Genomic DNA, 25,756 nt, shown 5'->3' with positions numbered 1-25,756 from the left:
CTGTTCTGGGAAAAGACCATCGGCCGGCATGGTTAACCGGCGGTTAATTAGCGGGTTGTTTCGGCTCGTCACAAGGGCTCCGGTGGGGAAGCGTTAACCATTTGCCTTTACGCAAAAGAAACGAAAAGCGAACGTGCTGCAATGCTGGGGCCATGATGGCTGAGGATCGAACCGCGCGCCCGGTTTCCGGCGAAATCATGACCGATCCGCCGGCAAATGCCGCGCCGGAGCGTATCCTGCGCGCTGGCGCGGCGGATATCGTCGATGCCGACTATGTGGTGGTGCCGCGGGCCGCGCCCCATGCCGAGGCCATTTCACCGCGGCGCGTGATGTCCATGCCATCCCTCGAAGGCATGGACATGCTGCGCAAGTCCGAGCCGCCGGCGGAGCGGCCACCGGCGCCGCGCGGCGGGCCGATCTTCTGGATCGCCGGTATCGGCGCCGTCTTTGCCGCCTTCTGGGTTTCCGGCGGGCACGCACTGGTGCGCCAGGCGCCGCCCGCCGCGGGCGGACCGGCCTCGGCGTTGAGCATTTCAGGGGTGACGTCACGTGTGGACGCGTCCGGGGCGAACCCCGTGCTGTTCGTCGACGGCGAGGCCGCCAATGACGGTGCAAGTCCGGCGACGCTGCCGCCTCTCGAGATCCGCGTCACCGGCAATGACGGGCGCACAACGCGCTATACTTTGGGGACATCCAGCCGCTCATTGGCGCCAAGTGAAAGATTCGGCTTTGCCAGCCGGCTCGACGTCCCTAGAAACGGCGTAAGGACGGTGTCGGTCACCTTCGCGGAATAGCATGTGCGACAGGTGAGGCCGGCCCGCAAACGGCTGATGTCAGCGCTTCCGGTGCGCGAAGGCCTTTGAAAATCTTGAAGGGACGAAGAATGCCAGTTGTGCGCGGCAAGGACATCGAGGTCCTGTTTTCGGCGTCGGCCATCGCCCGACGCAATCTCGAACTCGCCAAGGAGATCGCCGGGCACGACTATCACGATCTTCTGGTGATCTCGGTGCTGAAGGGCTCGTTCATCTTCGCCGCAGACCTTATCCGCGCCATGCATGATGTCGGCCTGTCGCCAGAGGTCGAGTTCATCTTCATCTCCAGCTACGGCGCCGGCACCACAAGCGGCGAGGTGAGGGTGCTGCGCGACATCGACAACGAGGTCGCCGGCCGCGACGTGCTTCTGATCGACGACATTCTGGAGTCGGGCAAGACGCTGAGCTTCACCCGCGACCTGATGCTGTCACGCGGCGCCAGAAGCTGCGCCATCGCGGTGCTGCTCGACAAGCGCATGCGTCGCCAGACCACCCTCAATGCCGATTATGTCGGCTTCGACTGCCCCGACTATTTCGTCGTCGGCTACGGCATGGATGTCGCGCACGCCTTTCGCGAACTGCCGTTCGTCGGCGTCGTCAAAGGCGATGCGTGAGGCAGCGGCAAATACTGAAAAAGGCCTTAACGGCTTCAAGAAAATAACCCATGCCGGAGCGCCGGGCCCTTCAGAAAAAGTCAACGTTTGCTCGCCAAACATGCCGGCCATGGCAAAGCTTCTGATCGTTGAGGACGATGAGTCCGTCCGCACCCTCGCAGCCCGGGCGCTCGAACGCGCCGGGCACGCAATCGACATCGCCGCCGACGGCGCGCAAGGGCTGGCGCTGATACGCGCCGCGAAGGGCGCCTATGATCTCGTCGTCTCCGACATCCGCATGCCCGAGATGGACGGCATCGAGATGGCGATTGCAGCTTCGGCATTTTTCCCGTCGATGAAGATCCTGCTGATGACCGGCTATGCCGATCAGCGCGAGCGCGCCGAGGAACTGAACGGCATCATCCTCGACGTCGTGCAGAAGCCGTTCACGCTGGCCGAAATCCGTTCACGCGTCGAACGGGCGCTGAGCATTTTCGCCTGATCAGGCGGGATCGGCAGCGACGAGTACGGGGAGCTTGCGCCGTCCGGTGTTGAGCGCAAGCAGGCCGGCGCCGATGATAAGGGCGGCGCCGATCACGGTCGTCGACCGCGGCACTTCGGCGAAGAACAGAAAACCCCATAGCGGCGACCACAGGATGCCGGTGTATTCGAAGGTGGCTACGCGGTTGGCCGGCGCCATCCGGTAGGCCTGCGACAGCAAGATCATGCCGGCGGAGGCGACGAAGCCGCAGGCGGCCATCTTGAGGAAATCCGGCATTGTCGGCCACAGCCAGGGGCGAACCAAGAATTCCAGGCTGGGATGGGCGGCATGATTGATGCCGGCTAGCCAGAACAGGCTTGCGACCAGTGCGGCACCGGCGAGATAGGCACCGTTCTGGTAGAAAGCCATCACGGTCGAGGATTCGGTGTCGCCGATCTTGCGCGCCATCAGTTGCGAGAAGCCGTAGAGCACCGCGGAGCCCAGCGACAGCAGCGCCGCCCAGTCGAACAGTCCCACACCGGGGCGCAGCATCACGACGACGCCAAGCAGCCCGATCAACACGGTCGCCAGCGCCTGCCAGGAGACCCGTTCGCCAAGATAGGGCCCGGCCAGCACCATGATGCACAGCGGGGCCATGAAATAGAGCGCCACGGCATCGGCCAGGGGCAAGGCGGCGATGGCGAGGTAGTACATGGTGTAGGAGGTGAACTGAATGAAGGCGCGCATGGTCAGCATGCCGAACCGCCGCGACAGGATCGCTCGCAGCCCGACATCGGCATGGACGAGGACAATCAGGATCGGCAGGGCGACGATCGCGCGGATGGCCATCACCTCAGTCACGGAGTAGCCGCCCGACACCGCCTTGACGAGCGGGTCTTGCAGCGAGAAGACCAACACGCCCAGGCACAGGCTCAGCATGCCGAGCACCATCCGATTGCGCATGAGGATCCCAAGCTCCCGTACCAGGGCGCAAGCAAGCTTGCAGCAAGCTAAAAAGAACCCGCCACCGTTTCGGGCAGCGGGCATGAGTGAGGACTCTTGATTGGTCCGTGGCCGAATCCTCAGCCACATATCCAATGGGTGTAGCAACTATCATCCCGTGTTTGACATGTTGCAAACGAATTGGAATGATACCAGCAATCAAAATTCCTTATGGCGGACGGGATGCGACCCACTCTCGACAGCGATCTCCTGCGCACCTTCGTGGCCATTGTCGAAGCAGGCAATTTCACCAAGGCGGCCGAGCAGGCCGGCCGCACCCAATCGGCGGTTTCGATGCAGATGAAGAAGCTCGAAAGCGTCATCGGCGACAGCCTGTTCGAGCGCGGGTCGCGCGGCGTGGCGCTGACGCGGCGCGGCGGCGAGCTGATTGTCAATGCCCGCCGCATCGTCTCACTGCTCGACGAGACGGCCGCGTCGATGGCGGCGGCGCCGCTCGGCGGGCCGGTGCGGATCGGCATTCCGGAAGAATACGGCCATGCCATCCTGTCGCGCGCGCTCGGCGCGTTCTCGAAGCGTCACACCAAGGTCGAGGTCACCGTGCGCTATGCCCATTCGGGGGCGCAGATAGCGGCGCTTGCCGCCGGCGAACTCGATCTTTGCGTGGTGTTCGAATGGCAGGATCCTTCAGGCGGCGAAGTGCTGATGAACGATCCGACGGTGTGGGTGACATCGATCCTGCATAACATGCATGAGGAGCGTCCGGTGCCGATCGCTCTCTATAACCGAGCCGGCTGGTGCAAGGATTTCGCCATCAAATCGCTCGAGCAGCGCGGGCTTGGCTATCGTGTCGCCTACACCAGCGACACGACCGGCGGCCTGAAGCTTGCCGTGACCTCAGGACTGGCGATCGCACCGATTTCGCGCAGCAACATTCCGGACGGCTGCCGGGAGTTGACGTCGGCCGACGGTTTCGGTGACATCGATTCCTCGAATGTGGTGATGCATCGCAACCCGAATGCGTCGGGCGAGGCGATCGACGGCATGCAAGAGGCGATCCGCGAGGCGTTCGTCAACAGGCAGACTCAGCCGGCCGCATCCTCGTAGAAATGCAGCCGGTTGCCGAACGGATCGGCAACCGACACCTCGCGGGTCTTCCACGGCGTCTTTTCCAGGCCCGGCCCGGCGAAACGGTATGCTTTGCCGATCAGCTCGCGATGCAGGGCGGCGATGTCCTCGACCTTGATGCGCATGGCGATGCCGGGCGCGCCGTCGCCATGGTGTTCGCTCAGATGCAGGATGCAGCCGTCACGGCCGACCGCCATGTAAAGCGGCGCGTTGTCGTCAAAGCGGTGCTCCCACAGCACCTGGAAGCCGAGGAAGCCGACGTAAAACTCGTGGGCCTTGGCAATGTCGAAGATGCGCAGGATGGGCGTCACTGTGCCGAGTTTGGGCATGATGTTGCAGCCGCTCCCAGCGGATGCCGCGGCGGCGATCCCTATTTCAGTTCCAGCAGCCGTTCCAGATAGCTGCGCTCGATATCGGGGCTGAGCGCATTGCCGAGCCGCTTGCGGATCGCTTCCAGGATCTGGCGGGCGCGCTGCACGTCGATCTCGTCCGGCACCTTCACCGAATCGCCGAAATCGGGACCCTGGCTGGCACGCGGCCGGCCGAGCGGATCGCGATCGGCGTTCTGCTGGCGACCGCCTTCCTCGCTGCCGCCTTCGTCGCCCTGCATGGCCTGCATCTGCTTCATCATGTCCTTGGCACCCTTGCGCAGCGCCTCCAGAGCGCGGCCCTGGTGGCCAACGGCCTGATCACCTTCACCATCGCCCAGGGCCTGCTCGGCATTGCCCATTGATTTGCCCGCCTCGCCAAATCCTTCATTGGGCTCCATGCCCATGCCCTCGAGCCCCTTCTTCAACTGTTCGAGGTCGTTCTTCAGCTGGCCTTGGCCTTCCTGCAACTGCTTCAGCGCGTCGGCGAATTCCTGCGGCGTCATCGGCTTTTGCCCGGCGAGCGGATCGCGGTTCTCGCCTGCGCCCGGCTTGTCCTGATCCTCGCCGCCGCCTTCGCCGAGCTGTTCATCGCGGTTCTGGCCGCGCTGGCGCTCGCCGCGTTGCATCTGGTCCATGCGGAAGGTGTCGTTCATCATCTCCTGCTGGCGCCGCAGGATGTCGCCGAGCTTGTCCATCTGCTGGCGCATCTGGCTGTCCTGCTGGCCACCCTGCTGCTGGCGGCCGGCCTGGAGGTTGTTCATCATGTCCTGCAGCTGCGACAGCAATTGCTGCGCCTTGTCGCGATCGCCGGACTTCGCCAGGTTCTCGATCTGGTCCATCATGCGGTCGATGTCGCTCTGGCGTAGTTCCTGGCCGTTCTGCTGCATCTGCGGGGCGTTGGGATTCTGCTTGGCGCGCTCGGCGAATTCCCGCAGGAACTGGTTCATCGCCTCGCGCAGTTCCTTCATCGCCTTTTCGATCTCCGCGTCGCTGGCGCCGTTCTTGATAGCATCCTGCAAAGCCTGCTGCGCCTGGCGCAGCCGCTTCTCGGCAGCCGAGAGATTGCCCTCCTCGATGCCGAGCGCGATTTCCCAGAGATAGGAGACCTCGTTGCGCAACTGGTCGTCGCTGTCGGCCATCTTCAACCGGCTGCGCGCGCTCATGATTGCGAGGTAGTGGGACATGTTGTCGAACGTGTCCTCGGGCCGCAGCGTGATCGCATCCATCAGGTCGAGCACGCGCGGCTTGGCGTTCGCGTCGAGCGCCAGCAGGCGGCGCTGCTCGATAACGGCACGCGCCAGCGGATTGGAGAACGGCCGCTCCGGCATCACCAATGTCTTGGTTTCGCTGCTCGCCGTATGCCGGGCATCGTCGGTGGCGACCAGCGTCAGCTTGATCTCGGCGCCGGCCCAGACGTGTTCGGTCAGGTCCTTCGAGGTCCTGGCGGCATTCGCCTTGCCGCCGCGGCGCGGTAGCGTCAGCGGCATGTCAGGCGGACCGTAGAGCGGACGCGCATCGGGCGCCTGCGGATCGGCGAGCGCGAACACGGCCTTGGCGTTGGCGGCGCCATAATCGTCGTCGATCTGGTAGTTGAGCTCGAAAGCGCCGTTGACAGCGCGCTTCGGCTCGCCGACGAAACGGATCTGCGGCGGCTTGTCCGGGATCACCGCGAAGGCCCAACGGCCGAGTTCGCCCTCGCCCGACTTCAGCGTCAGCGTGCCATCGCTCGTCAGCTTGCCGATGAACTGGCGCACTTTGGACTGCGCTGCCGGGCTTGCCGCCGGCTTGGCCGCGGCCGCCTGCGGGTCGGCGGGATCGATGGCGCGGGCATTGCCATTCTTATCGGCATAGGCAAGCGTCTCCTCGCCCGTGCCGCCGGTGACGCGCAGCGAAACATCACTGCCTTCGGGAACGTGGAAAGCCGGCGCCGCCTGGTTGGCGTCTGCCGTAAGGAAGATCGGCGGCTTGCCGGTATAAACGGGCGGCGTCACCCATGCATCGATGCGCGGCGGCACGGCGTCATGCGCGTCCTGGGCGCTGAACGCGTCGGCTATCCGGCCACCAGTCGGTCCGAAGGAAAAAGCGAAGGCGGTGACGAGCAGAAGCGCTGCCACGGCGCGCAATCCCCAGGGATCGCGTTCCGGCACGCGCGTGCGCGGCACGTCGGCGCCGAGGCTGTCGAGCCTGTCGGCCATGCGCTTCTGGTGCTCGCGCCACAGCGCCTGCGAGAAGCTGCTTTCGCGGCCGCTCGGCCGGTCCGTCTGGGTCTGGACGGGGTGGTGCAGCAAGTGATTGGCCGCCTCGATGCGGCGGTCGATCTCGGCGCCGCCCGGCATGCGGAAAAAGCGTAGCGGATAGAGCGCGGCCAGTGTCGCAACGCCGAAGGCGGCGACCAACCCGATGCGCGCCGCATCGGGCAGGCGCGGGAAAAGCCCTAGCCAGGAAATGCTGAGAAACAGGCTGGCGACGACGAGAAGCGGCAGCAGGAGCGGCCAGCCCCGTTCGACCATCATCGAGACCCGCGTCGCCAGCCGGCTGAGCGCCAGGCGCCCGGCAAGACCGCGATCGCTGCTGAAGATCGGTCGTTCCGTCATCGGCCCTTCCACGGGAGCGGGCGGGATGGCCCGAACCTCACGACTCGAAGAATACCCAGCAAACGCGGCGAAGGCGAGGCAGTTCCTGAAAAACGTGAAGGAGAGAAAGGCGCGGCGATCAGAATTTCGCCGGGTTTGCGTTCGCGCCGCAGACCAGGACGGCGAGCCGTTCGCCGGGTGCCGGCGCATAGCGGCCGGACAGGATGGCGCCGAACGCCGCGGCGCCACCGGGTTCCGAGATGATCCGCACCCGGTCCCACAGCGCCTTCTGGGCGGCGACGATGTCGTCGTCGCTGACCAGGATGGAGCGTTCCACGAAGGCCTCGGCGATCGGGAACATCATCTCGCCGACACGTTTGGGCGCCAGGGAATCGGCGGCGATGCCCTCGGCCGGCGCATCGACCGGATGGCCGGCCTCGAGGGCGCGATAGAGTGTCGGCGCGCCCTCGGGTTCTACGGCGACGATGCGGATACGGCCGGCGAACCAGGCGGCGATGCCGCCGATCAGGCCGCCGCCGCCCACGGCGACCAGCAAAGTGTCGATCTCAGGCAGGTCGTTCTCGATTTCCAGCCCGAGCGTGCCTTGCCCGATAAGCGTTTCCTCCTGGTTGAAAGCGTGGATCTGCAAGGCGCCGGTTTGCTCGGCGAAACGTTCGCTGGCGGCCAGCGCCTCGGCATAGCGGGCGCCGCCGACGACCAGCTCGGCGCCGTAGCTGCGAATGCGCTCCAGCTTGGCCGGCGGGCTCACCTCCGGAACGAAGATGGTCGCCCTGTGGCCGAGACGCATGGCGGCATACGCCACCGCCGCTCCATGATTGCCGCCCGAGGCGGCGACGACACCGGCCCCGGGGACCTGCCGCTCGAGAAGATTGGTGAACGCGCCGCGCGCCTTGAACGAACCGGAATGCTGCAGGCATTCGAGTTTGAGATCGACCGCCAGCGGCGGCCGGTTGAAGTCGGCCATGTCGACGCGCAGCACCGGCGTGTGGCGCACATAGCGACGGATGCGCGGTTCCATCATCGCGATCAGTTCGCGCGTTATGGTGTTGCCGTTGGTCATGGCCATCTCCTTGGGATTGACAGCAATTAGTAACTTGGCAAAATGGCTAAATGCAAGAGGTTGATGTGTTCAAGGCGATCGCCAACGAACGAAGGCTGCGGATCCTCGACTGGCTGAAGGATCCGCGCGCGCATTTCCCGGCCCAGGCGGATGGCGATCTGGTCGAGGACGGCGTCTGTGCGCTGCTGATCGCCGAAAAGCTCGGCATTACCCAGGCGACGCTCAGCGAGCACATGCGTGTGCTCACGCAGGCAGGGCTGTTACGGGCCAAGCGCATCAAGCAATGGACATTCTATCGCCGCGACGAGGACAGGATCGCCGAGACAAGAGCGCTCATCCAGAACCGGCTATAGCTAGTATGCAAGCCAGTCGGGGATCGAATCCAGGCCGATCAGTTCGTCATAGGTCTGGCGCGGGCGCACGACGTGGAAACGATCGCCGTCGACCAGCACTTCCGGCACCAGCAGGCGGGTGTTGTAGGTGCCCGCCTGCACCGCGCCATAGGCGCCGGCGGTGGCGATGGCGATCAGGTCGCCGGACTTGAGCTTTGGCAGGTCGCGGTCGAGGCCGAGATAGTCGCCGGTCTCGCAGACCGGGCCGACGATATCGACCGTCATGCGCGGCGCGTCGGCGGGGGGCAGCACCACCGGTCTTATGTCGTGGAAAGCGTCGTAGAGCGTCGGCCGGATCAGGTCGTTCATGGCGGCGTCGACGACGAGGAAATTCTTGGCATCGCCTTCTTTGGCGAAGATCACTTGCGAGACGAGGATACCGGCATTGCCAACGATCAGCCGGCCCGGCTCGAACATCACCTTCAAGCCAAGCTTGGTGACGTGCTTGCGGACGATCTGCGCGTAGGCGTCGGGGAGCGGTGGCGGGTTGTTGTCGACGCGGTAGGGAATGCCGAGACCGCCGCCGAGATCGACATGCTCGATGGCATGGCCGTCGGCGCGCAGCGCGCCGACCAGTTCCACCAAAAGCGCGAAGGCATCGTCGAAGGGTTGCAGCTCGGTGATCTGGCTGCCGATATGGGTGTCGATGCCGGTGACCTTGATGCCCGGCAATTCAGCCGCGCGCGCATAGACCTGACGCGCCTTCTGCCATGGGATGCCGAACTTGTTCTCGGCTTTGCCTGTCGAGATCTTCTTGTGTGTCCTGGCGTCGACATCCGGATTGATGCGCAGCGAGACCGGCGCCACCTTGCCCAGGGCAACTGCGCGCGACGAGAGCAGTTCGAGTTCGGGCTCGGATTCGACGTTGAAGCACAGGATGCCGGCTGCCAGCGCAAAGTCCATCTCACGCGCGGTCTTGCCGACGCCGGAGAACAGGATCTTGCTGGCCGGGATGCCGGCTGCCAGCGCGCGCCGCAACTCGCCTTCCGACACCACGTCGGCTCCGGCGCCGAGCCTGGCCAAGGTCTTGAGCACCGCCTGATTGGAATTCGCCTTCATGGCGTAGCAGACCAGTGCATCGAGCCCGGCAAATGCCTGGACGAAGACGTGGTAGTGCCTGGTCAGCGTGGCCGTCGAATAGCAGTAGAATGGCGTGCCGACGGTTGCGGCGATGTCCGATATCGCCACGTCCTCGGCATGAAGCACGCCGTCGCGGTAGTCGAAATGGTTCACGAGAGTGGTTCCGAAAAGTTGGAGCAGGGTAGGAGCGGGTTTAGCACTCTAAACCGCTCTGACCGGCTCTAGAGCAGCGGGTCGAGAATGAACTTCTTGTCCGCGACCGGTTTTTCCGGTTCCGGCGGCACGGGTTGGTGTGCCTTCTCGGCGTCCTTGCGCGCCTGCACGGCCGCCTCGTAAGGCGTGTCGAGACCGGACCTTCTGCCGCAAGCCGTAACGGCGGCAACCGCCGCAAGCAGCGTCAGTGTCACCAAAATCCTGCTTCCGGTCATCGATCCATCCGTCCGAAACTTTTTTCCGCCGCTGCTTTTAGCCGAGTTCTCGGCGCATTGCACCCTGGATATTGCCGTTGCAATATCGTGGATATTGGCGGTTGCAATATCCGGGATATGGCTGGCCGCAATGTCCGGCATCACGCCTTGGCCAGCCGCTTTTTCCAGTAGCGGATCTGCTTCCTGACTTCCGACGGTGCGGTGCCGCCGAAGGAGGTGCGGCTCTTCACAGAGTTCTGCACGGCCAGCACCGAAAAAATGTCCTTCGTGATGCCGGGGTGGATCGACTGCAAGTCTTCCAGCGCAAGCTTCTCCAGGCTCAGCTTCTTCTCTTCGGCCAGCGCCACCGCCCGTCCCGTGACATGATGCGCTTCCCGGAACGGCAGGCCGAGCGTGCGCACCAGCCAGTCGGCAAGGTCGGTCGCGGTTGCGTGGCCGGAGCCGGCAGCCTTCTTCATCGCCGCCGCGTTCACCGTCATATCGGAGACCATGCCGGTCATCGCCGCCAGCATCAGGTCGAGCGTCTCGGCGGCATCGAACACCGATTCCTTGTCTTCCTGCATGTCCTTGCCATAGGTCAAAGGCATGCCCTTCATCACCGTCAGCAGGCCGACCAGATGGCCGGTGACGCGCCCGGTCTTGCCGCGCACCAGTTCGGCGGCGTCGGGGTTCTTCTTCTGCGGCATGATCGAGGAGCCGGTGGAGAAGCTGTCCGACAGCCTGATGAAGCCGAATTGCGGCGTTGACCAGATGATGATTTCTTCCGCCAGCCGCGACAGATGCGTGGCGCATATGGCCGCCAGTCCCAGGAATTCCAGCGCGAAATCGCGGTCCGAGACGCTGTCCAGCGAATTGCGCATGGGCTCGCGGAAGCCGAGCGCACTGGCGGTCTGGTGGCGGTCGATCGGAAAGCTGGTGCCGGCAAGGGCTGCTGCACCGAGCGGGCTCTCGTCCATGCGTTCGATGGCGTCGCGCACCCGCGACAGGTCGCGCGAAAACATCTCGACATAGGCCATGCAGTGGTGGCCGAATGTCACCGGCTGCGCCGCCTGCATATGGGTGAAGCCCGGCATCACCGTCGCGGCGTGCTGCTCGGCCCGCTCCAGCAACGCACTGATGAGACCCTTCAAGGCCTCGGCGACGCGAAAGCACTCGTCCTTGACCCAGAGCCGGAGGTCCACTGCAACTTGGTCGTTGCGAGAGCGGGCCGTGTGCAGCCGGCCGGCGGCCGGACCGATCAGCTCGGCGAGGCGGGCCTCGACGTTCATGTGGATGTCTTCCAGCCTGGTCGAGAATTCAAACGTGCCCGCCTCGATCTCTTTCAGGATCGTGTTCAGGCCGTGAGCGATTTTCTCTTGATCGGCCGCCGAAATAATGCCCGTTTGCGCCAGCATCGCGCTATGGGCGATCGAACCTCTGATGTCCTGCGCATAGAGTTTGCGGTCGAACGAGATCGATGCGTTGATTGCTTCCATGATCGCGGCCGGACCCGAGGCAAATCGTCCGCCCCACATCTGGTTGCTGGTCTTGTTGTCGCTCATGGCTATAAAACCCGTGCTCGGAGCAGTTTTGAGAACATGGCAGACGGAAACAGATTTTTCCCGGCCCCGCGCCTGATCCTCGCCGCCCTGGTGGCGGGAGCGCTGGCCGGCGCGGTCGCGGTATATGTCAGCGAGAGCCAGTCTGGCAACAACGCCGCGTCGCAAGTCGCCGTCGGAGACAGCAAGGACGATGTCGCCTGCGCCGCCAAGAGCGAACGCGCCAAGAAGATCGCCGCAGCCGCCACCGGCGAGGTCGCGGCGCTCTTGCCAGCCGATCCGCCGCAATCGATGAAGAGCCTCGCCTTCAACGACCCGGACGGCAAGCCGATGACCATCGCCGACCATGCCGGCAAGACGGTGCTGCTCAATCTGTGGGCGACATGGTGCGCGCCATGCCGCGCCGAAATGCCGGCGCTGGACGCCTTGCAGAAGGAGAAAGGCAGCGATGCGTTCCAGGTCGTCGCCGTCAACGTCGATGCCGGCGACGACGTGAAGCCGAAGAAGTTCCTCAAGGACACCGGCGTCGAGGCGCTCGGCTATTACAGGGATTCGACGATGGCGCTGTTCAACGAGCTCAAGACGCGCGGCCTGGCGCTCGGCCTGCCCGTCACCATGCTGATCGACGGCGAAGGCTGCCTGATCGCCCATATGAACGGCCCGGCCGAGTGGTCGGGGCCGGACGCCAAGCGGCTTGTCGAGGCCGCGCTCGGGTCTTGAAGAGGCTGGGACAAGGCTGGGCGCAAGCGCGGCTTGACCACGCAACGGTTCCGCCCAGCCCATCCGCGGCGGCCTGAGCCGACCCGGTCAATTCGTCGAATGCCTGGATCGGCGCCGGCTTGCCGAGATAGTAGTCCAAGCCTCGGCGTCCAGGGACTCACCTTAAGGACATATATGGCGAGCCGTTTGTGCTATCGGCCAGACGAGCCGTTGGTCGGCAGGGGATAGACGCCCTTCAATACTTCGTCGAAGTGATGACTGACCGCCGCATTGCACTCGCAAGCAAGCCACCGCAGGCCGTCGACCTTGCGAACGACGATCCGGGCACGATGGGTCTCAATGAGACCGTGTTCTTTCAGATCGCGTATGACGCGGCTCAAATAGCTCCGGCCGACTCCGAGCATTACGGCGAGCTGTTCTTGTGTCAGCGCCAGATCGGGAGTGCCCGTCCGATCAATGGCGGCCAGCAGCCATTTCGCTGTCCGTTGCTCGATCGAATGCGCGGCATTGCAGGCGACGGACTGGAACATCTGCGCCATCAGGCAGTCCGCGTACCGCGCGAACAGATTCCGTAGCGTCGACGACCTGGACTTCGCCTCTTCAAGGTTAAGCAGGTCGATGCGGAAGAACGAACCTCCCAATTGTACTTCAGCGCGAGCGTAAGCTGGGAGCCTGCCTTGGCTGACAACTCCGCCAATTGCCCCTTCTCGTCCGACCAGAGCCGTCTCGATCGCACGCCCGTCGCTCAGCACGACGAGATAGGAAATCAGGCTGGGACCTCTCGGGAAGTATGCATGGCGAACCGTGTCGCCAGGTTCATAAAGCAGTGTTCCGGTGGGGGCCGACCACTCATCCAGCCAAGGCTCGAGGATTGCCCAATCTGCCGCGGTGAGTGCCCGCAGAAGATTGTTGCCGATCATGCCGGAGTCTATGTGGGCGCGGGCTTCCATTTACACTCCTCCGAACGATCGCTTGCGGCCCATATCCCAATAACCGGAGAAATGTCCACTAGTGCGCAGACGCGCAAAGCGCGAATGTCTAAGAAGTGACAGGGGTGCTGATCCAGGCCCCATCGAGCGCGAGCTGTGGCGCGTCGGCTCCAGGCGAAATGCTAGAAGATCGCCCAAGGCGGACAACAAAGCCCTGCGGTTGAATTGCTGGCGTGTCGCGTAGAGCACGTCGATACTGAACCCGTGCAACCAGCGTGAGATATGAACCCGGAACAACCGCCCGCTTCAGGGGCCCATCCCCTTCTCCGGCTCTACATCGCCGGAGACACGCCCGGTGCTCGTCGGGCACTGGAAAGCCGCCTGAAGATAATCGAGGAGATGAGCGCATCCATTGAAATCCAGATCTTCGATATCCTGGAACATCCTCATGAGGCGGAGCGAGCAGGGATACTAGCAACGCCGACGCTCTCCGACGAATCCGCCGATCCCCCGCGCCGTCTGGTGGGCGACATCAGCAATATCGCTCAGGTTCTGGACTATTTCGGTTTTCGCAAGAAGGATGATATTCATGACCGCGACGGATGAGATCTCTATCGACCCGGTTCTTGAACGCGTCAATACAGGGATCGAGGCTTTTGACGACTTGGTGATGGGTGGCTTGCCGCGCGGACGCACCACCATCGTGGGCGGCACGCCCGGTAGCGGCAAGACCGTATTCGCCACGCAGTTCCTGGCGCATGGCATCACCGGTCTCAATGAGGCCGGTGTCTTCGTCACTTTCGAGGAGTCGCCAACCGAGATCGAGGTAAACATGGCGAGCTTCGGCTGGGACATCCGCGGCTGGCGAGCGGCGGACAAGCTTGTTTTCGTCGATGCGAGCCCGCGCGATCAGGACCAGGTGGTTGTGGGCGATTTCGACCTCGCCGGTCTTCTGACCCGCATTCTGCACGCGAGCCGAAGCGCCGGGGCAAAGCGCATCGTGCTCGATTCGGTTACCCAACTTTTCGATCATTTCGTAGCCGAGCAGACGGCAGTGCGCCGCGAACTTCTACGTATTGCGACCGCGCTGAAGAAAGAAGGGTTGACGGTCCTTATGACCGCGGAACGCAACAGTGAATATGGTGAAATCTCCCGTCACCGAATAGAGGAGTTCGTCGCAGACAATGTCGTGATCCTTCGCAATGCCCTTGATCGCGAGCGCCGTCGGCGGACCATAGAAGTCCTGAAAATGCGCGGCAGCCGTCACGTTGAGGGCGAAGTGCCCATAACGCTGGTCGCCGAACAGGGCATCGTAGCTGTGCCTCTGTCATCGTTGCGCCTGGAGCAGCAATCAAGCACGAAACGGGTCACCAGTGGTAATTCCGAACTCGACAAAATGTGCAGCGGCGGGTTCTTTCGCGACAGCGTAACCCTTGTCAGTGGAGCCACAGGCACCGGAAAGACTCTACTTGTCACCAACTTTCTAGCGGGCGGAGTGGCTGCGGGCGAACGCGCCTTGCTCGTCGGCTATGAGGAGAGCCGCGGCCAGCTTTTCCGCAACGCGCGTAGCTGGGGCGTCGATTTCGAAGCGATGGAGGCGGATGGTCGCCTGAAGGTAGTCTGCCTTTATCCGGAAGCGCAGAGTTTGCCGGATCACCTTCTGATGATCCGCGAACTGGTGGCGGAGTTCAAACCCGATCGCATGGCAATCGACAGCTTGTCGGCATTGGAGCGCATCGCTCCAGAAACCGGGTTTCGTGAGTTCTTGATCAGCGTCACCTCCTTCATAAAGAAGCGCGAAATTGCCGGCCTTTGCACCGCTACCAACAAATCGCTTGTCGGAGGCCAGAGCGCTAGCGAGCAGCATATTTCCACACTCACCGATTCGATCATTCTGTTGCGCTACATTCAGCAGGAAGAATTCATGCATCGCGGCATGATGGTGCTGAAAATGCGCGGCAGCGAACACGACAAACAGATACGGCGCTTCACCATCGACAGTGGCGGTATGCATCTTGGAAAGCCCTTTGACAGCGCGCCTGATGTGTTCGGCGACTCCGCCGTGGACAACACGTCGACATGAAGAGCGCCTTGAATACGGCGCAAAACGCCGCCGAAATGCTGGAATCGCCCGGAGATACATCTCCGGCTGGCATCAGCCAGCTCAGCTTTCGCCAGTTGATCGAAAATACCGCCGACGGGATGCTGGTGGTCGATTTGGACGGAACAGTGCTCTATGCCAATCCTGCGGCAGCCGTAATTTTTGGACAGCCGCTTGACGAACTCCTCCACGTTCCGCTCGGCCGTCCGGTCGTCTCCGGAGAGATCGCCGAGATCACCGTTCACCGTTCCGGCCGCAAGCCGGCAGAAGTGGAAATGCGTACGGTCGAGGTTACCTGGGACAGCAGGCCCGCATTGCTTGCCAGCCTGCGCGATGTCTCGGCCCAGCGATCAAGAGAAGAAAACGCACGCCAGTCACAAAAGCTCGAAGCCATTGGACGCCTCGCAGCTGGCATTGTCCATGACTTCAACAACCTACTCGCCGTTTTCGGGTCTGGCCTTCGGCTTCTGGAGAAACAGATCGCTAAATATCCTGCGGATGAGAAAGTCACTCTGCTGGTCGAGGAGATGTTCAGGCGGATCGAAAATGGAGGAGCGCTAACACAGCAACTGCTTGCCTTTTCGCGACGCCAATCCCTGGCCCCGGAACAGATTGATCTCAATGAACGTATCAAGGGGCTGACGACGCTGCTGGAACGGACGTTGGGGAGCGGTATCCGGGTGCAATGCAATCTGGATCCAGCCTTGGACCCTATCCTTATCGATGCCAACCAGCTCGACATCGCCGTTCTTAACCTTGCGGTGAACGCCAGAGATGCAATGAAAGGCAGTGGCACCCTCACGATTGAGACCAGCAATTTTCCAAATGATCTGGAGGATTTGCGTTCAGCGGCGGCTTCATTTGTTCGCGTGACTGTACGCGATACCGGCTGTGGAATGAGCAAGGACACCCTGGCGCGCGTTTTCGAGCCGTTCTTCACAACAAAATCGGAAGGGCAGGGTACGGGACTCGGGCTAAGCCAAGTTTACGGCTTCATCAAGCAATCCGGTGGGCATGTCCGAATCGATAGCGAAATCGGTCAGGGAACAAGCCTGCATCTCTACTTGCCGCGCGCTTCTGGAACCCAGCGGCAGCAGAACTGAGCGGCGGCAGACCCATTCCCGGCCAGCAGACTGATTGGCCGATGTCAAATCCGTCAGGCTGAGCGCGGGACGGGAATTTCCACGCATCGACCGAGCAAACCGACGCCTTTTTCAGCGTTGTCATGTCAGCGTTGTCATGTGCTGTTAGACGCCGTTCGTCGGTGAGGTCGCTGACCGTCTCGAGACAGGTCCCTGGTACATCAATTCAAGCAGCAAGCCGCTATGCAATCCTTTTCCGGGTCACTTTCATCCGGAAGTGAACGCTACTTTAGCCGGACATGAAGTGCGCCTGCCCGCAACAAAACCGTTGTCCGCTGCGCGCGAACGACACATAGTGCCATTGCGGGAGTGCCCCTTTCGCCAATGACAAGCAATGAGAACGGGAGACGAAACATGAAGTTCTTTGGCTTCGCGGCCGGTGTCGCCGTGACCCTGCTTTCCACAACCTCCGCCTTCGCCGTCACGCAGATCAGCTGGTGGCACGCCATGACCGGCGCCAACGCAGAGGTCGTCGACAAGATTTCCAAGGATTTCAACGCCAGCCAGGGCGACTACCAGATTGTTCCGGTTTTCAAGGGCACCTATCCCGAAACGCTGAATGCCGGCATCGCCGCCTATCGCGCCGGCCAGTCGCCTGACATCATCCAGGTGTTCGATGTCGGCACCGGCGTGATGATGGCGGCCCGGGACGCGATCAAGCCAGTGGCCGAGGTGCTGACCGGCGCCGGGATGGACTTTGACAAGAGCCAGTATCTGCCAGGCATCGTCGGTTATTATTCGACGCCGGACGGCACCATGCTGTCCTTCCCCTACAACTCCTCCTCGCCGATCCTCTACTACAACAAGGACATCTTCCAGAAGGCGGGGCTCGATGTGAACAACCCACCCAAGACCTGGAACGAGGTGTGGGAGGATGCCAAAAAGATCAAGGCGAGCGGCGCCGCCGCTTGCGGCTACACCTCGACCTGGCTGACCTGGATACACCTGGAAAACTTCGCGGCGTGGAACGATGTGCCGTGGGCCACGCAGCAGAATGGCCTGGCCGGCGGTGATGTCGAACTCAAGATCAACTCGCCGATCTTCGTCAAACATTTCCAGGCGCTCGCCGATCTGGCCAAGGACGGCACCTTCAAATATGGCGGGCGCACCTCCGAAGCCAAGCAGATATTCCTCGCCGGCGAATGCGGCATCTTCACCGAATCCTCGGGCGGCCTAGGCGACATCGTCAAGTCGGGCATGAACTACGGCATTGGCCAGTTGCCCTATGACAGCGACGCCAAGGGCGCGCCGCAGAACACGACGCCGGGCGGTGCCAGCCTTTGGGTCTTCGGCGGCAAGTCCGACGAGGAGTACAAAGGCGTCGCGGCTTTCTTCGCCTATCTGTCCAAGACCGATGTGCAGGAATATCTGCACCAGAAATCGGGATACCTGCCGGTGACGCTCGCCGCCTATGAGGCGACGAAAAAGTCCGGCTTCTACGACAAGAATCCCGGTCGCGAGACGCCGATCCTGCAGATGACGGGCAAGGCGCCGACCGACAATTCGAAGGGCGTGCGGTTGCCGAACTTGCCGCAGGTGCGCGACATCCAGAACGAGGAGTTCGAAAAGATGCTTGCCGGCCAGGAAACCGCCCAGCAGGCGCTCGACAATGCGGTCACGCGTGGCAACGCGGCGATCAAGGAAGCGCTGGGGAATTAGGGCGCGTCCGAACCTATCGAGTTATAGTCCTTGCTCTACGAGGCCCCCCTCTGCCCTGCCGGGCATCTCCCCCTGAAGGGGGGAGACTGGCTGTCGCGACCGTTTTCGGCGATTGTCAAAGCTGGAGAATGGCAGCTGCCGCAGGAACTGCCAATCTTCCTCCAAGAAGGGGAGATGCCCGGCAGGGCAGCGGTGAGCGCCGTAGAGTGCCGCTCGGCTTTCCACGCCGGAGCGGCGCATTGACCCCGCGCGTCGTCTTTCCCAACAAAGTCTTGCCATACCTCCTGGTGGCGCCGCAACTTGCCATCACGCTGGTGTTCTTCTACTGGCCGGCCGGGCAGGCGCTCTACCAGTCGATGCTGAGGCAGGACCCGTTCGGGCTGAGGAGCAGGTTCGTCTGGTTTGCCAATTTCCGCAAGGTGCTTGCCGACCCGGCCTATCTCAACTCGATCAAGGTCACAGTGGTGTTTTCGCTCGCGACCGTGATCGTTGCCATGGGCGTGGCGCTGCTCCTTGCCGTGATGGCGGAAAAGGTGGTGCGCGGCAAAGGCCTCTACCGCACGCTGATGATCTGGCCCTACGCGGTGGCGCCGGCGATTGCAGGCATGCTGTGGCTGTTCCTGTTCAATCCATCGATCGGCTCGCTGTCTTATCTGCTGAGACGTTTGGGCGTCGCCTGGGATCCGCTGCTCAACGGCACCGACGCCATGATCCTTCTGGTGGCGGCGGCCGCCTGGAAGCAGATCAGCTATAATTTCCTGTTCTTCGTCGCCGGGCTGCAGGCGGTGCCGAAAACGCTGATCGAGGCGGCGGCGATCGACGGCGCCGGCGAAACCAAGCGCTTCTGGACCATCGTCTTCCCGCTTTTGGCGCCGACGACGTTTTTCCTTTTGGTCGTCAATACCGTCTATGCGCTGTTCGACACGTTCGGCATCGTCCACGCCGTCACCGGCGGCGGGCCGGGCAAGGCCACCGAGACACTGGTCTACAAGGTCTACAATGACGGCTTCGTCAATCTGATCCTCGGCGATTCGGCGGCGCAGTCGGTCATCCTGATGGTCATCGTCATCGCGCTCACCGCCATCCAGTTCCGCTACGTGGAACGGAAGGTTCATTACGGCTGAGGAGCGCGATGATCGGTCAATCCCCGTTTCGCATTTTCCTTGCACATGCCGTGCTCATCCTCGGCATACTGATCGTGGCCTTTCCGATCTACTACACTTTCGTTGCCTCGACGCAGACGCTGCAAACCATCCTTAGGCCGCCACTGCCTTTCCGGCCGGGCAGCGAGTTCTGGAACAATTACGGCGAGGCGCTGTTCGGCCGCGTCGGCCGCATCGGCGGGCTCGGCGTCGGCAGGCTGCTCCTCAACTCCACGATCATGGCGCTCGGCGTTGCGGTCGGAAAGATATTCATCTCGATCCTGTCGGCCTATGCGATCGTCTTCTTCCGTTTTCCGCTGCGCATGACTTTCTTCTGGCTGATCTTCATCACCCTGATGCTTCCCGTCGAGGTGCGCATCCTGCCGACCTACAAGGTAATGGTCGACCTCGGTATGATCGACACTTATGCCGGACTGATCATCCCGCTGATCGCCTCGGCCACCGCAACGTTGTTGTTCCGCCAGTTCTTCATGACCATCCCGGGCGAGTTGGTCGAGGCGGCGCGCGTCGACGGCGCCGGTCCATGGCGGTTCTTTTTCGATATCCTGTTGCCATTGTCGCGCACCAATATCGCGGCGCTGTTCGTCATTCTTTTCATCTACGGCTGGACGCAGTATCTGTGGCCGCTGCTGGTCACCAACAGCAACGATATGAACACCATCGTCATCGCACTGAAGAAGATGGTCTCCTTCGCCGATGCCGACACCCAATGGCATTTGGTCATGGTCACGGCGATCCTGGCAATCTTGCCGCCAATCCTGGTTGTGGTGCTGATGCAGCGCTGGTTCGTGCGCGGACTGGTCGACACCGAAAAGTGAGAAGCCGATGGCGACGGTCGATCTGAGGGACGTGAAGAAAGTATATGCCGGCGGCGTCGAAGCCGTGAAGGGCGTCTCCATTGCCATTCCCGACAAGGAACTCTGTGTGCTGGTCGGGCCGTCCGGCTGCGGCAAGTCCACGCTTTTGAGGATGATCGCCGGGCTGGAGACCATTTCTTCCGGCACGGTCGCTATCGACGGCAAGATCGTCAACACGATCGGCCCGACCGAGCGCGACATCGCCATGGTGTTCCAAAACTATGCGCTCTATCCGCATATGAAAGTCTACGACAACATGGCTTACGGGCTACGCAATCGCGGTACGCCCAAGGACGAGATCGACAGCAGGGTTCGTTCGACCGCCAAGGTGCTGGAGCTTTCAGCGCTGCTTGACCGGCGCCCGCGCGAGCTTTCAGGCGGTCAACGCCAGCGCGTCGCCATGGGCCGCGCCATCGTGCGCAATCCGAAAGTCTTCCTGTTCGACGAGCCACTCTCCAATCTCGATGCCAAGCTGCGCGGCCAGATGCGGGTCGAAATCAAGAACTTGCAGCGCTCGCTCGGTGTCACCTCGGTCTACGTCACCCATGACCAGTTGGAAGCGATGACGTTGGCCGACATCCTTGTCGTGATGAATGGCGGATTGGTCGAGCAGGCGGGCGCGCCACTCGACATTTACGAAAAGCCGGCCTCGACGTTCGTCGCCTCTTTCATCGGCGCACCGCCGATGAATCTTCTGTCCCTTTCGGGTCCGGCGCTGACCGGCAGCAAGACGAGCGACTTTGCGCCTGCGAATGCCGTCACGCTTGGCTTCCGCCCCGAGGATGCCGATGTCACTTTCGCGGCCGAGGCACCGTCCGGCGCGCTCGTGCTGCCGACAATGGTGGAGGCGGTCGAGCCGGTGGGAGCGGACAGCTTTCTTCACTGTGCGGCAGGAGGCGACCGCATCGTCGTGCGTGTGGCCGCGCGCGCAACAGCCAAGCCCGGCGACCAGTTGCGCGTCGTGGCCAAGGCCGAGAAACTTCACTGGTTCGATCAGGCTGCAAAGAGGGTCGACTGACGCCAATCTTGCATGCTGATCAGCGAGCCGCGAACCGTCGGCCGGTCAGGCGAATACATGCGCCTGTCCCGACACGGTGAGCCGGACGATCTCACCGACCGCCGGCGCGTCCATGCCGGACTTGCGCAGGATCAGCGGCGTGCTGCCGATGGCGGCGGCGTCCGGCGGGTCGGGGCTGTTGAGCAACCGCACCGCGACCGTGCAGGTCGAGCCGGCGAATTCGGATTCCGTTACCTCGCCAAACAGCATGTCCGGCGTGCCGGACATGCCCTCGCGCGATGTCCGCTTCAGTCCGATCTGCTCCGGCCGCAACATGATGCGGGCGACATCGCGGCTGTCCGATGTATCCACGGCGATGCGGCCAAGCGGCGACGTGGCGAAACCACCCGCTATCTTCGCCGGCAGGATGATGGCGTCGCCAAGGAACTCGGCAATCATCCTGTCCTTCGGCTTGAGATAAAGTTCGCGCGGCGTGCCGACCTGCGAGAATCGGCCCTCGCGCATCACAGCGACCTGGCTGGCGAAGGACAGCGCCTCGGCCTGATCGTGCGTCACCAGGATGGTGGTGATGCCGGCGGCTTCGAGCAGTTCCGCCACGGCTTTGCGCATGGAGGCGCGCAGGCCGGTGTCGAGCGCCGAGAACGGTTCGTCGAGCAGCATCAGCCGCGGCTTCATCGCCATGGCGCGGGCGAGCGCCACGCGTTGCTGCTGACCGCCGGAGAGTTCGTGCGGGCGGCGCTTCAGGATCGCCTTGTCCAGCCCCACTATATAGGCGAGCTCGACGATGCGCTCGGATCGCTTGTCCAGCCGGCGGTCCATCCCGAAACCGATATTGTCGCCAATCGTCAGGTGCGGAAACAGGGCGCCGTCCTGTGCAACCAGGCCGATACCGCGGCGGTGCGCCGGAACGGCGCCGCCGCTGTCGGCCAGCATCTTTCCGTCAAGCACGATGCTGCCCTGGTCGGGCGCCTCGAAACCGGCGATCAGCCGCAGCAAGGTGGTCTTGCCGCAGCCGGACGGCCCGACGATGGCCGTGCGGCTGCCGCTGGCGACGTCGAGATCGATGCCGGCAAGCGCCGCGACCGGGCCGTAATGCTTGTGCAAGCCCCTGAGTTCGAGAAAGCTCATCGTCCTGCCATCCGTTTTGACTGGACATAGAGCAGCCAGGTCAGGGGCAGCGACATCGCCACCATGATGAAGGCGTAAGGTGCTGCCGAAGCGTAGTCGATCTCGCCGCTGTAGGACCAGAACGCCATCGCCAGTGTGCGGGTACCGTTCGGCGCCAGCATCTGGGTCGCGGTCAGCTCGTTCATGATGCCGAGCGCCACCAGCGCCATGCCGGCGGCGGCACCCGGCGCCGACAGGCGGATCGTCGTCGACCACAATGCATGGAGCGGCGACCGCCCGAGGCTGGACGCGGCGCGCTCGAGCTCGACCGGCGCCTGCGCGATCGACGCCCGCAGGCTGATCAGGGCGCGGGGCAGGAACATCAAGGCATAGGCAACCAGGATGGTGAACAGGGTCTGATAGAGCGGCAGGGCGATGCGCACGGTGATGGTGACCAGCGCCAGTGCGATCACGACCCCGGGCAGCGATCCGACGATGTAGTTGCAGCCCTCCAGCAAGCGCTGCAGAGGCCCCGGCGCGCGGATCGAGATCCAGGCCATCGGCATGGCGGCGACGGTGGCGAGCAGCGCGCCGGCGAGCGCCAGGAACAACGTCTGGCCGAGCGCCAGGCCGATCTCGTCGAGCCGCCAGACCTCGGCGCCGCCGGCGGCAAGCCAGCGTCCGATGGTGACGAACGGTACGCCGAGCGCCAGAAGCGTGGTGGCGGCAAGCAGCAGCAGGCAAGGCACGGTCGCCCGGCCGAGCGGCGCGCGCTGTTGGTGGCGCGCGGCGCCCGAACCGACGCGGGCATAGCGCTCTTCCCCGCGCACCAGCACCTCCAGCCCGAGCAGCACGAAGCAGCAGCTCACCAGCACGCCGGCCAGCATATTCGCGGCCGGCCCGTTGAAGGTCGATTGGAACTGGTCGACGATCGCCGTGGTGAAGGTGTCGAAGCGGATGAAGACGTAAAGGCCGTATTCGGCCAACAGGTGCAGGCCGACCAGCAATGCGCCGCCACAGATGGCAAGCCTGAGCTGCGGCAGCACGACGCGCCAGAACACACGCCAGGGACCAAGGCCGAGTGCGGCCGCGGCGTCTTCGAGCGCCGGATCGAGCCGGCGCAGGGCCGCCGATACCGGCAGATAAAGGAACGGGAAATACGCTATGACAGAGACAAGCACGCCGGCCCACAAGCCATGCAGCCCGGGCACCATGGTGATCCAGGCATAGCTGTGCACGAAGGCGGGAATGGCGAGCGGCGCCACGCATAGCCAGGCCCACAGCCGGGCGCCGGGCAGGTCGCTGCGTTCGGTCAGCCAGGCCAGCGCCACCGACAGGATGATGGCGATCGGCACGGCGAGCGCGACAAGCAGGACGGTGTTGGCCAGAAGCTCGCCGACACGCGGCCGGAAAACCAGCGCCGAGACGGTTTCCCAACCGGTCTGCACGGCGACCCAGACGATGAAGGCAAGCGGCAGCAGGGCCAGCAGCGAAACGAAGATAGCGGCGGCAACGATCCATGACGCAGCGCGCCGGCGCGCCCTGCGGCGCGTCCTCGGCGGCAGGCCCGGGCTTGCAATGTCGGCCGCGAACTGCATCGGCTCAGACTTCGCGCCCTTGCCGCCCGGCGGCGGCAATCGAAAGACCACGATCATGGTCGGGAATACAGCGTGTCGTCATCGACGAATGCCATCTCGAAAAAACAAAACGCTCCCGCGGAATTCCCGCGGGAGCACGGCCGGTGTCCTTATTAGGACGAACGGCAACTAAAGCAAGCCGGCCGCCGTCATCAGGTCGGTGGCTTTCTTGGAGTTCAGCGTCGCGGCATCGATCTTCGGCGCCTGCAGGTCGGCCAGCGGCACCAGCTTCGGATTGGACTCTGCGCCCTTGCCGATCGCGTATTCGAAGGACGTTCCGTTCTTCAGCACGTCCTGGCCGCCCTTGCCGGTCACCCACTTCAGGAAAGCCTGGGCTTCCTTGGGATGCTTGCTCGAAGCCAGCACGCCGCCGCCGGAGGTCGAGACGAAGGCGCCCGGATCCTGGTTTTTGAAATAATGCAGCGCAACGTTCTTGCTGTTCTCGCCGGTCTTGGCCTGATCGCCGAAGTAGTAGTAGTGATAGATCACGCCGCCTTCGATCTCGCCGGCGTTGACCGCCTTCATCACGGTGCTGTTGCCCTTATAGGCGGTGAAATTCTGCTTCATCGCCTTCAGCCAGTCCGCCGTCGCGGCTTCGCCCTTGAGCTGCAGCAGCGCGCTGACGATAGCCTGGAAATCGGCGCCCGACGGCGAGGCGGCCCAGCGGCCTTTCCAGCTCGGATCGGCAAGGTCGAGCAGCGACTTGGGCAACTGGTCGGCCTTGAGCTTGGTGGTATTGTAGGCAAAGACGGTGCTGCGGGCGGCAACGCCGACCCATTTGCCGCTCGCTGCCTGATAATCCTGCGGAACCTGCGCCAGTGTGTCGGCGTCGACCGGCGCGAACAGGCCGGCATTCTCGACCAGCACCATGGCCGGCGAATTCTCGGTCAGGAACACGTCGGCGGGCGAGGCGGTGCCCTCCGCGACGATCTGGTTGGAGAAATCGCTGTCGCCGCCATTGCGCAGCGTGACCTTGATACCGGTTTCCTTGGTGAAGCCGTCGGCCCATTCCTTGGCGAGGCTCTCGTGCTGGGCATTGTAGACGATGATGCCTGTATCCTCAGCCATCGCCTGGCCAGCCATCAGGCTGACCGCCACCACCGCGGCGCCGGCAAGGGTGGAAAGAGCGTATTTCATGGGCGTCGTCCTCGATCTCGTTGAACTGGCACGCAGCACCTATCGATACATGACAGGTGTAGTCAACATTTTTGGCCTGCTTCAATCGGCCGCTGGCGGCATAGACCCATGCCAGGCGGACAATTCCGCGTGATGGCCGCGCGCGACAGACGGTCCAGGACACAGTCGCCGTCGACGAGCCCAAGTTCGCGTTCGCCCGCAATCTTTCGTGACTTGCCGGTAGTTTGCCTTGGACATTATTTCGCCGGCCACGTAACAAATCAGCGCCGAGGCGCGAAGATCGGGGAGTGAACTCTTGTGAGCGGCAAGGACGAGGCCGAGCTTTCCCGGCTGATGCGAGCCGCGATCGCGGGAGATGAAAGGGCCTATGCCGACTTTCTGCACCGGACGGCCGCTCTGGTTCGCGGTTTTGCCAGGCGCAAGATCGTCAAAGGCGGGGTCGATCCCGAGGATGTCGTGCAGGAAACCTTGCTGGCCATTCATGTGAAACGGCACACCTGGCGCCAGGACGCACCTGTGCTGCCCTGGGTCTATGCCATCGCGCGCTTCAAGTTGATCGACGCGTTCCGGCGGCGCGGACGGCGCATCGAGATCGATGTCGACGATATTGCCGAAACCTTCGCCGAGCCGGAAACGGAAACCGTCAGCGAACGCGACATCAACCGGGCGCTCGACGGCCTGCCGCCGGCACAGCGCTCCGTGGTGTCGTCCGTGTCGGTGGAGGGGCGCTCGATCGGCGACACGGCAGCCAAGTTCGGCATCAGCGAAACAGCGGTGCGGGTTTCCTTGCATCGCGGACTTGCAGCCATTGCCAAGCGGTTCGGGCAGGGGCGGTTTGGGCGGGAATGA

At 63.1% G+C, this 25,756-nt stretch carries 26 protein-coding genes; 15 read left to right on the top strand and 11 right to left on the bottom strand.

Features of this window, described 5'->3' with window-relative positions; all coding sequences use genetic code 11:
- Positions 1-152: 152 nt before the first annotated feature.
- The 3 genes from FJ959_RS28395 to FJ959_RS28385 all read left to right on the top strand — a co-directional run bounded on the left by FJ959_RS28395 (position 153) and on the right by FJ959_RS28385 (position 1,907).
- Complete coding sequence (locus tag FJ959_RS28395) at positions 153-794, top strand: hypothetical protein (RefSeq protein WP_140633286.1); 642 nt, start codon at positions 153-155, stop codon at positions 792-794.
- A gap of 89 nt (positions 795-883) precedes the next feature.
- Entirely contained in the window at positions 884-1,426 is a 543-nt protein-coding gene (gene hpt, locus FJ959_RS28390; protein ID WP_023677924.1) for a hypoxanthine phosphoribosyltransferase, read from the top strand.
- 109 nt (positions 1,427-1,535) lie between these two features.
- Positions 1,536-1,907 carry a response regulator gene (locus tag FJ959_RS28385; RefSeq protein ID WP_181165388.1) on the top strand — a complete coding sequence of 124 codons (372 nt, stop codon included), beginning with the start codon at positions 1,536-1,538 and terminating at the stop codon, positions 1,905-1,907.
- Here FJ959_RS28385 and FJ959_RS28380 read toward each other — a convergent pair whose 3' ends face one another.
- Positions 1,908-2,849, bottom strand: a complete 942-nt coding sequence (locus FJ959_RS28380) for a DMT family transporter (RefSeq protein ID WP_181171815.1) — start codon at positions 2,847-2,849, stop codon at positions 1,908-1,910.
- A 222-nt stretch (positions 2,850-3,071) separates the two neighbouring features.
- Between FJ959_RS28380 and FJ959_RS28375 the strand changes: the two genes are divergently transcribed.
- A complete protein-coding gene (locus FJ959_RS28375; protein ID WP_140558119.1) occupies positions 3,072-3,953 on the top strand; it encodes a LysR family transcriptional regulator in 882 nt (293 codons plus the stop codon).
- Here the strand turns inward: FJ959_RS28375 and FJ959_RS28370 are convergent.
- The 3 genes from FJ959_RS28370 to FJ959_RS28360 all read right to left on the bottom strand — a co-directional run bounded on the left by FJ959_RS28370 (position 3,932) and on the right by FJ959_RS28360 (position 7,999).
- Positions 3,932-4,303, bottom strand: a complete 372-nt coding sequence (locus FJ959_RS28370) for a glyoxalase superfamily protein (RefSeq protein ID WP_140584039.1) — start codon at positions 4,301-4,303, stop codon at positions 3,932-3,934. The two genes, FJ959_RS28375 and FJ959_RS28370, sit on opposite strands and share 22 nt — an antisense overlap.
- 41 nt (positions 4,304-4,344) lie before the next feature.
- Positions 4,345-6,939: a TIGR02302 family protein gene (locus tag FJ959_RS28365; RefSeq protein WP_140584041.1), complete on the bottom strand. Its 2,595-nt coding sequence runs from the start codon at positions 6,937-6,939 to the stop codon at positions 4,345-4,347.
- 118 nt (positions 6,940-7,057) lie between these two features.
- Positions 7,058-7,999, bottom strand: coding sequence for a threonine/serine dehydratase (locus FJ959_RS28360; RefSeq protein ID WP_140633283.1), 942 nt, complete (start codon positions 7,997-7,999; stop codon positions 7,058-7,060).
- Between the two features lie 50 nt (positions 8,000-8,049).
- Between FJ959_RS28360 and FJ959_RS28355 the strand changes: the two genes are divergently transcribed.
- Entirely contained in the window at positions 8,050-8,352 is a 303-nt protein-coding gene (locus FJ959_RS28355) for a metalloregulator ArsR/SmtB family transcription factor (RefSeq protein ID WP_140513877.1), read from the top strand.
- Here FJ959_RS28355 and lysA read toward each other — a convergent pair whose 3' ends face one another.
- The 3 genes from lysA to argH form a co-directional block, all read right to left on the bottom strand.
- Positions 8,353-9,624 carry a diaminopimelate decarboxylase gene (lysA, locus tag FJ959_RS28350; RefSeq protein WP_140565890.1) on the bottom strand — a complete coding sequence of 424 codons (1,272 nt, stop codon included), beginning with the start codon at positions 9,622-9,624 and terminating at the stop codon, positions 8,353-8,355.
- A 68-nt stretch (positions 9,625-9,692) separates the two neighbouring features.
- Entirely contained in the window at positions 9,693-9,899 is a 207-nt protein-coding gene (locus FJ959_RS28345; RefSeq protein ID WP_140500798.1) for a lipoprotein, read from the bottom strand.
- Positions 9,900-10,039: 140 nt separating this feature from the next.
- Entirely contained in the window at positions 10,040-11,440 is a 1,401-nt protein-coding gene (gene argH / locus FJ959_RS28340) for an argininosuccinate lyase (RefSeq protein ID WP_140625574.1), read from the bottom strand.
- Between the two features lie 36 nt (positions 11,441-11,476).
- Between argH and FJ959_RS28335 the strand changes: the two genes are divergently transcribed.
- Complete coding sequence (locus tag FJ959_RS28335) at positions 11,477-12,157, top strand: TlpA disulfide reductase family protein (protein ID WP_140633280.1); 681 nt, start codon at positions 11,477-11,479, stop codon at positions 12,155-12,157.
- Between the two features lie 191 nt (positions 12,158-12,348).
- On the opposite strand, the gene FJ959_RS28330 is transcribed toward FJ959_RS28335, so the two are convergent.
- Positions 12,349-13,107, bottom strand: coding sequence for a Crp/Fnr family transcriptional regulator (locus tag FJ959_RS28330; protein WP_140513873.1), 759 nt, complete (start codon positions 13,105-13,107; stop codon positions 12,349-12,351).
- Between the two features lie 261 nt (positions 13,108-13,368).
- Here FJ959_RS28330 and FJ959_RS28325 point away from each other — a divergent pair, with 261 nt between their 5' ends.
- From FJ959_RS28325 to FJ959_RS28290, 7 genes are all read left to right on the top strand, one after another.
- Positions 13,369-13,692 (top strand): circadian clock KaiB family protein, encoded by a 324-nt coding sequence (locus tag FJ959_RS28325; RefSeq protein ID WP_140500802.1) that lies wholly within the window; start codon positions 13,369-13,371, stop codon positions 13,690-13,692.
- Positions 13,676-15,169 carry a circadian clock protein KaiC gene (gene kaiC / locus FJ959_RS28320; RefSeq protein ID WP_140500803.1) on the top strand — a complete coding sequence of 498 codons (1,494 nt, stop codon included), beginning with the start codon at positions 13,676-13,678 and terminating at the stop codon, positions 15,167-15,169. The genes FJ959_RS28325 and kaiC overlap by 17 nt, the downstream gene beginning before the upstream one ends.
- The gene (locus FJ959_RS28315) at positions 15,166-16,290 is read left to right on the top strand and encodes an ATP-binding protein (RefSeq protein ID WP_140565896.1); all 1,125 of its coding nucleotides are present in this window, start codon (positions 15,166-15,168) and stop codon (positions 16,288-16,290) included. The genes kaiC and FJ959_RS28315 overlap by 4 nt, the downstream gene beginning before the upstream one ends.
- A gap of 393 nt (positions 16,291-16,683) precedes the next feature.
- On the top strand, positions 16,684-17,988 hold the full coding sequence (gene ugpB, locus FJ959_RS28310; RefSeq protein ID WP_140633277.1) for a sn-glycerol-3-phosphate ABC transporter substrate-binding protein UgpB: 1,305 nt from the start codon (positions 16,684-16,686) through the stop codon (positions 17,986-17,988).
- Between the two features lie 239 nt (positions 17,989-18,227).
- Positions 18,228-19,112: a sn-glycerol-3-phosphate ABC transporter permease UgpA gene (gene ugpA / locus FJ959_RS28300; RefSeq protein WP_140513871.1), complete on the top strand. Its 885-nt coding sequence runs from the start codon at positions 18,228-18,230 to the stop codon at positions 19,110-19,112.
- Between the two features lie 8 nt (positions 19,113-19,120).
- A complete protein-coding gene (gene ugpE / locus FJ959_RS28295) occupies positions 19,121-19,969 on the top strand; it encodes a sn-glycerol-3-phosphate ABC transporter permease UgpE (RefSeq protein ID WP_140633274.1) in 849 nt (282 codons plus the stop codon).
- A 7-nt stretch (positions 19,970-19,976) separates the two neighbouring features.
- Positions 19,977-21,026 (top strand): sn-glycerol-3-phosphate import ATP-binding protein UgpC, encoded by a 1,050-nt coding sequence (locus tag FJ959_RS28290; RefSeq protein ID WP_140500808.1) that lies wholly within the window; start codon positions 19,977-19,979, stop codon positions 21,024-21,026.
- Positions 21,027-21,071: 45 nt separating this feature from the next.
- On the opposite strand, the gene FJ959_RS28285 is transcribed toward FJ959_RS28290, so the two are convergent.
- The 3 genes from FJ959_RS28285 to FJ959_RS28275 form a co-directional block, all read right to left on the bottom strand.
- Positions 21,072-22,154, bottom strand: a complete 1,083-nt coding sequence (locus FJ959_RS28285; protein WP_140558133.1) for an ABC transporter ATP-binding protein — start codon at positions 22,152-22,154, stop codon at positions 21,072-21,074.
- Positions 22,151-23,731, bottom strand: a complete 1,581-nt coding sequence (locus FJ959_RS28280) for an iron ABC transporter permease (RefSeq protein WP_181165391.1) — start codon at positions 23,729-23,731, stop codon at positions 22,151-22,153. The genes FJ959_RS28285 and FJ959_RS28280 overlap by 4 nt, the downstream gene beginning before the upstream one ends.
- Positions 23,732-23,899: 168 nt before the next feature.
- Positions 23,900-24,907, bottom strand: a complete 1,008-nt coding sequence (locus FJ959_RS28275) for an iron ABC transporter substrate-binding protein (protein ID WP_140633272.1) — start codon at positions 24,905-24,907, stop codon at positions 23,900-23,902.
- On the opposite strand from FJ959_RS28275, the gene FJ959_RS32555 reads away from it, so the two are divergent.
- Positions 24,906-25,040, top strand: a complete 135-nt coding sequence (locus FJ959_RS32555; protein ID WP_263490082.1) for a hypothetical protein — start codon at positions 24,906-24,908, stop codon at positions 25,038-25,040. The genes FJ959_RS28275 and FJ959_RS32555 overlap by 2 nt on opposite strands.
- Before the next feature lie 164 nt (positions 25,041-25,204).
- Positions 25,205-25,756 (top strand): sigma-70 family RNA polymerase sigma factor, encoded by a 552-nt coding sequence (locus FJ959_RS28270; RefSeq protein WP_140513867.1) that lies wholly within the window; start codon positions 25,205-25,207, stop codon positions 25,754-25,756.

Source organism: Mesorhizobium sp. B2-2-4, assembly GCF_006442375.1.
Classification (GTDB): domain Bacteria; phylum Pseudomonadota; class Alphaproteobacteria; order Rhizobiales; family Rhizobiaceae; genus Mesorhizobium.
The sequence above is the reverse complement of the archived record's forward strand: the minus strand, read 5'-3'. Positions and strand labels throughout refer to the sequence as shown.

Coding starts and splice junctions, on each gene's coding strand:
- FJ959_RS28325 (WP_140500802.1), top strand. CDS start 13,369: ATGAACCCGGAACAACCGCCCGCTTCAGGGGCCCATCCCCTTCTCCGG.
- FJ959_RS28330 (WP_140513873.1), bottom strand. CDS start 13,107: ATGGAAGCCCGCGCCCACATAGACTCCGGCATGATCGGCAACAATCTT.
- ugpB (WP_140633277.1), top strand. CDS start 16,684: ATGAAGTTCTTTGGCTTCGCGGCCGGTGTCGCCGTGACCCTGCTTTCC.
- FJ959_RS28365 (WP_140584041.1), bottom strand. CDS start 6,939: ATGACGGAACGACCGATCTTCAGCAGCGATCGCGGTCTTGCCGGGCGC.
- FJ959_RS28345 (WP_140500798.1), bottom strand. CDS start 9,899: ATGACCGGAAGCAGGATTTTGGTGACACTGACGCTGCTTGCGGCGGTT.
- FJ959_RS28315 (WP_140565896.1), top strand. CDS start 15,166: ATGAAGAGCGCCTTGAATACGGCGCAAAACGCCGCCGAAATGCTGGAA.
- FJ959_RS28280 (WP_181165391.1), bottom strand. CDS start 23,731: ATGCAGTTCGCGGCCGACATTGCAAGCCCGGGCCTGCCGCCGAGGACG.
- FJ959_RS32555 (WP_263490082.1), top strand. CDS start 24,906: ATGGGCGTCGTCCTCGATCTCGTTGAACTGGCACGCAGCACCTATCGA.
- FJ959_RS28290 (WP_140500808.1), top strand. CDS start 19,977: ATGGCGACGGTCGATCTGAGGGACGTGAAGAAAGTATATGCCGGCGGC.
- FJ959_RS28380 (WP_181171815.1), bottom strand. CDS start 2,849: ATGCGCAATCGGATGGTGCTCGGCATGCTGAGCCTGTGCCTGGGCGTG.
- FJ959_RS28355 (WP_140513877.1), top strand. CDS start 8,050: ATGCAAGAGGTTGATGTGTTCAAGGCGATCGCCAACGAACGAAGGCTG.
- hpt (WP_023677924.1), top strand. CDS start 884: ATGCCAGTTGTGCGCGGCAAGGACATCGAGGTCCTGTTTTCGGCGTCG.
- FJ959_RS28395 (WP_140633286.1), top strand. CDS start 153: ATGATGGCTGAGGATCGAACCGCGCGCCCGGTTTCCGGCGAAATCATG.
- ugpE (WP_140633274.1), top strand. CDS start 19,121: ATGATCGGTCAATCCCCGTTTCGCATTTTCCTTGCACATGCCGTGCTC.
- FJ959_RS28275 (WP_140633272.1), bottom strand. CDS start 24,907: ATGAAATACGCTCTTTCCACCCTTGCCGGCGCCGCGGTGGTGGCGGTC.
- argH (WP_140625574.1), bottom strand. CDS start 11,440: ATGAGCGACAACAAGACCAGCAACCAGATGTGGGGCGGACGATTTGCC.
- FJ959_RS28385 (WP_181165388.1), top strand. CDS start 1,536: ATGGCAAAGCTTCTGATCGTTGAGGACGATGAGTCCGTCCGCACCCTC.
- FJ959_RS28370 (WP_140584039.1), bottom strand. CDS start 4,303: ATGCCCAAACTCGGCACAGTGACGCCCATCCTGCGCATCTTCGACATT.
- FJ959_RS28375 (WP_140558119.1), top strand. CDS start 3,072: ATGCGACCCACTCTCGACAGCGATCTCCTGCGCACCTTCGTGGCCATT.
- kaiC (WP_140500803.1), top strand. CDS start 13,676: ATGACCGCGACGGATGAGATCTCTATCGACCCGGTTCTTGAACGCGTC.
- FJ959_RS28335 (WP_140633280.1), top strand. CDS start 11,477: ATGGCAGACGGAAACAGATTTTTCCCGGCCCCGCGCCTGATCCTCGCC.
- FJ959_RS28285 (WP_140558133.1), bottom strand. CDS start 22,154: ATGAGCTTTCTCGAACTCAGGGGCTTGCACAAGCATTACGGCCCGGTC.
- FJ959_RS28360 (WP_140633283.1), bottom strand. CDS start 7,999: ATGACCAACGGCAACACCATAACGCGCGAACTGATCGCGATGATGGAA.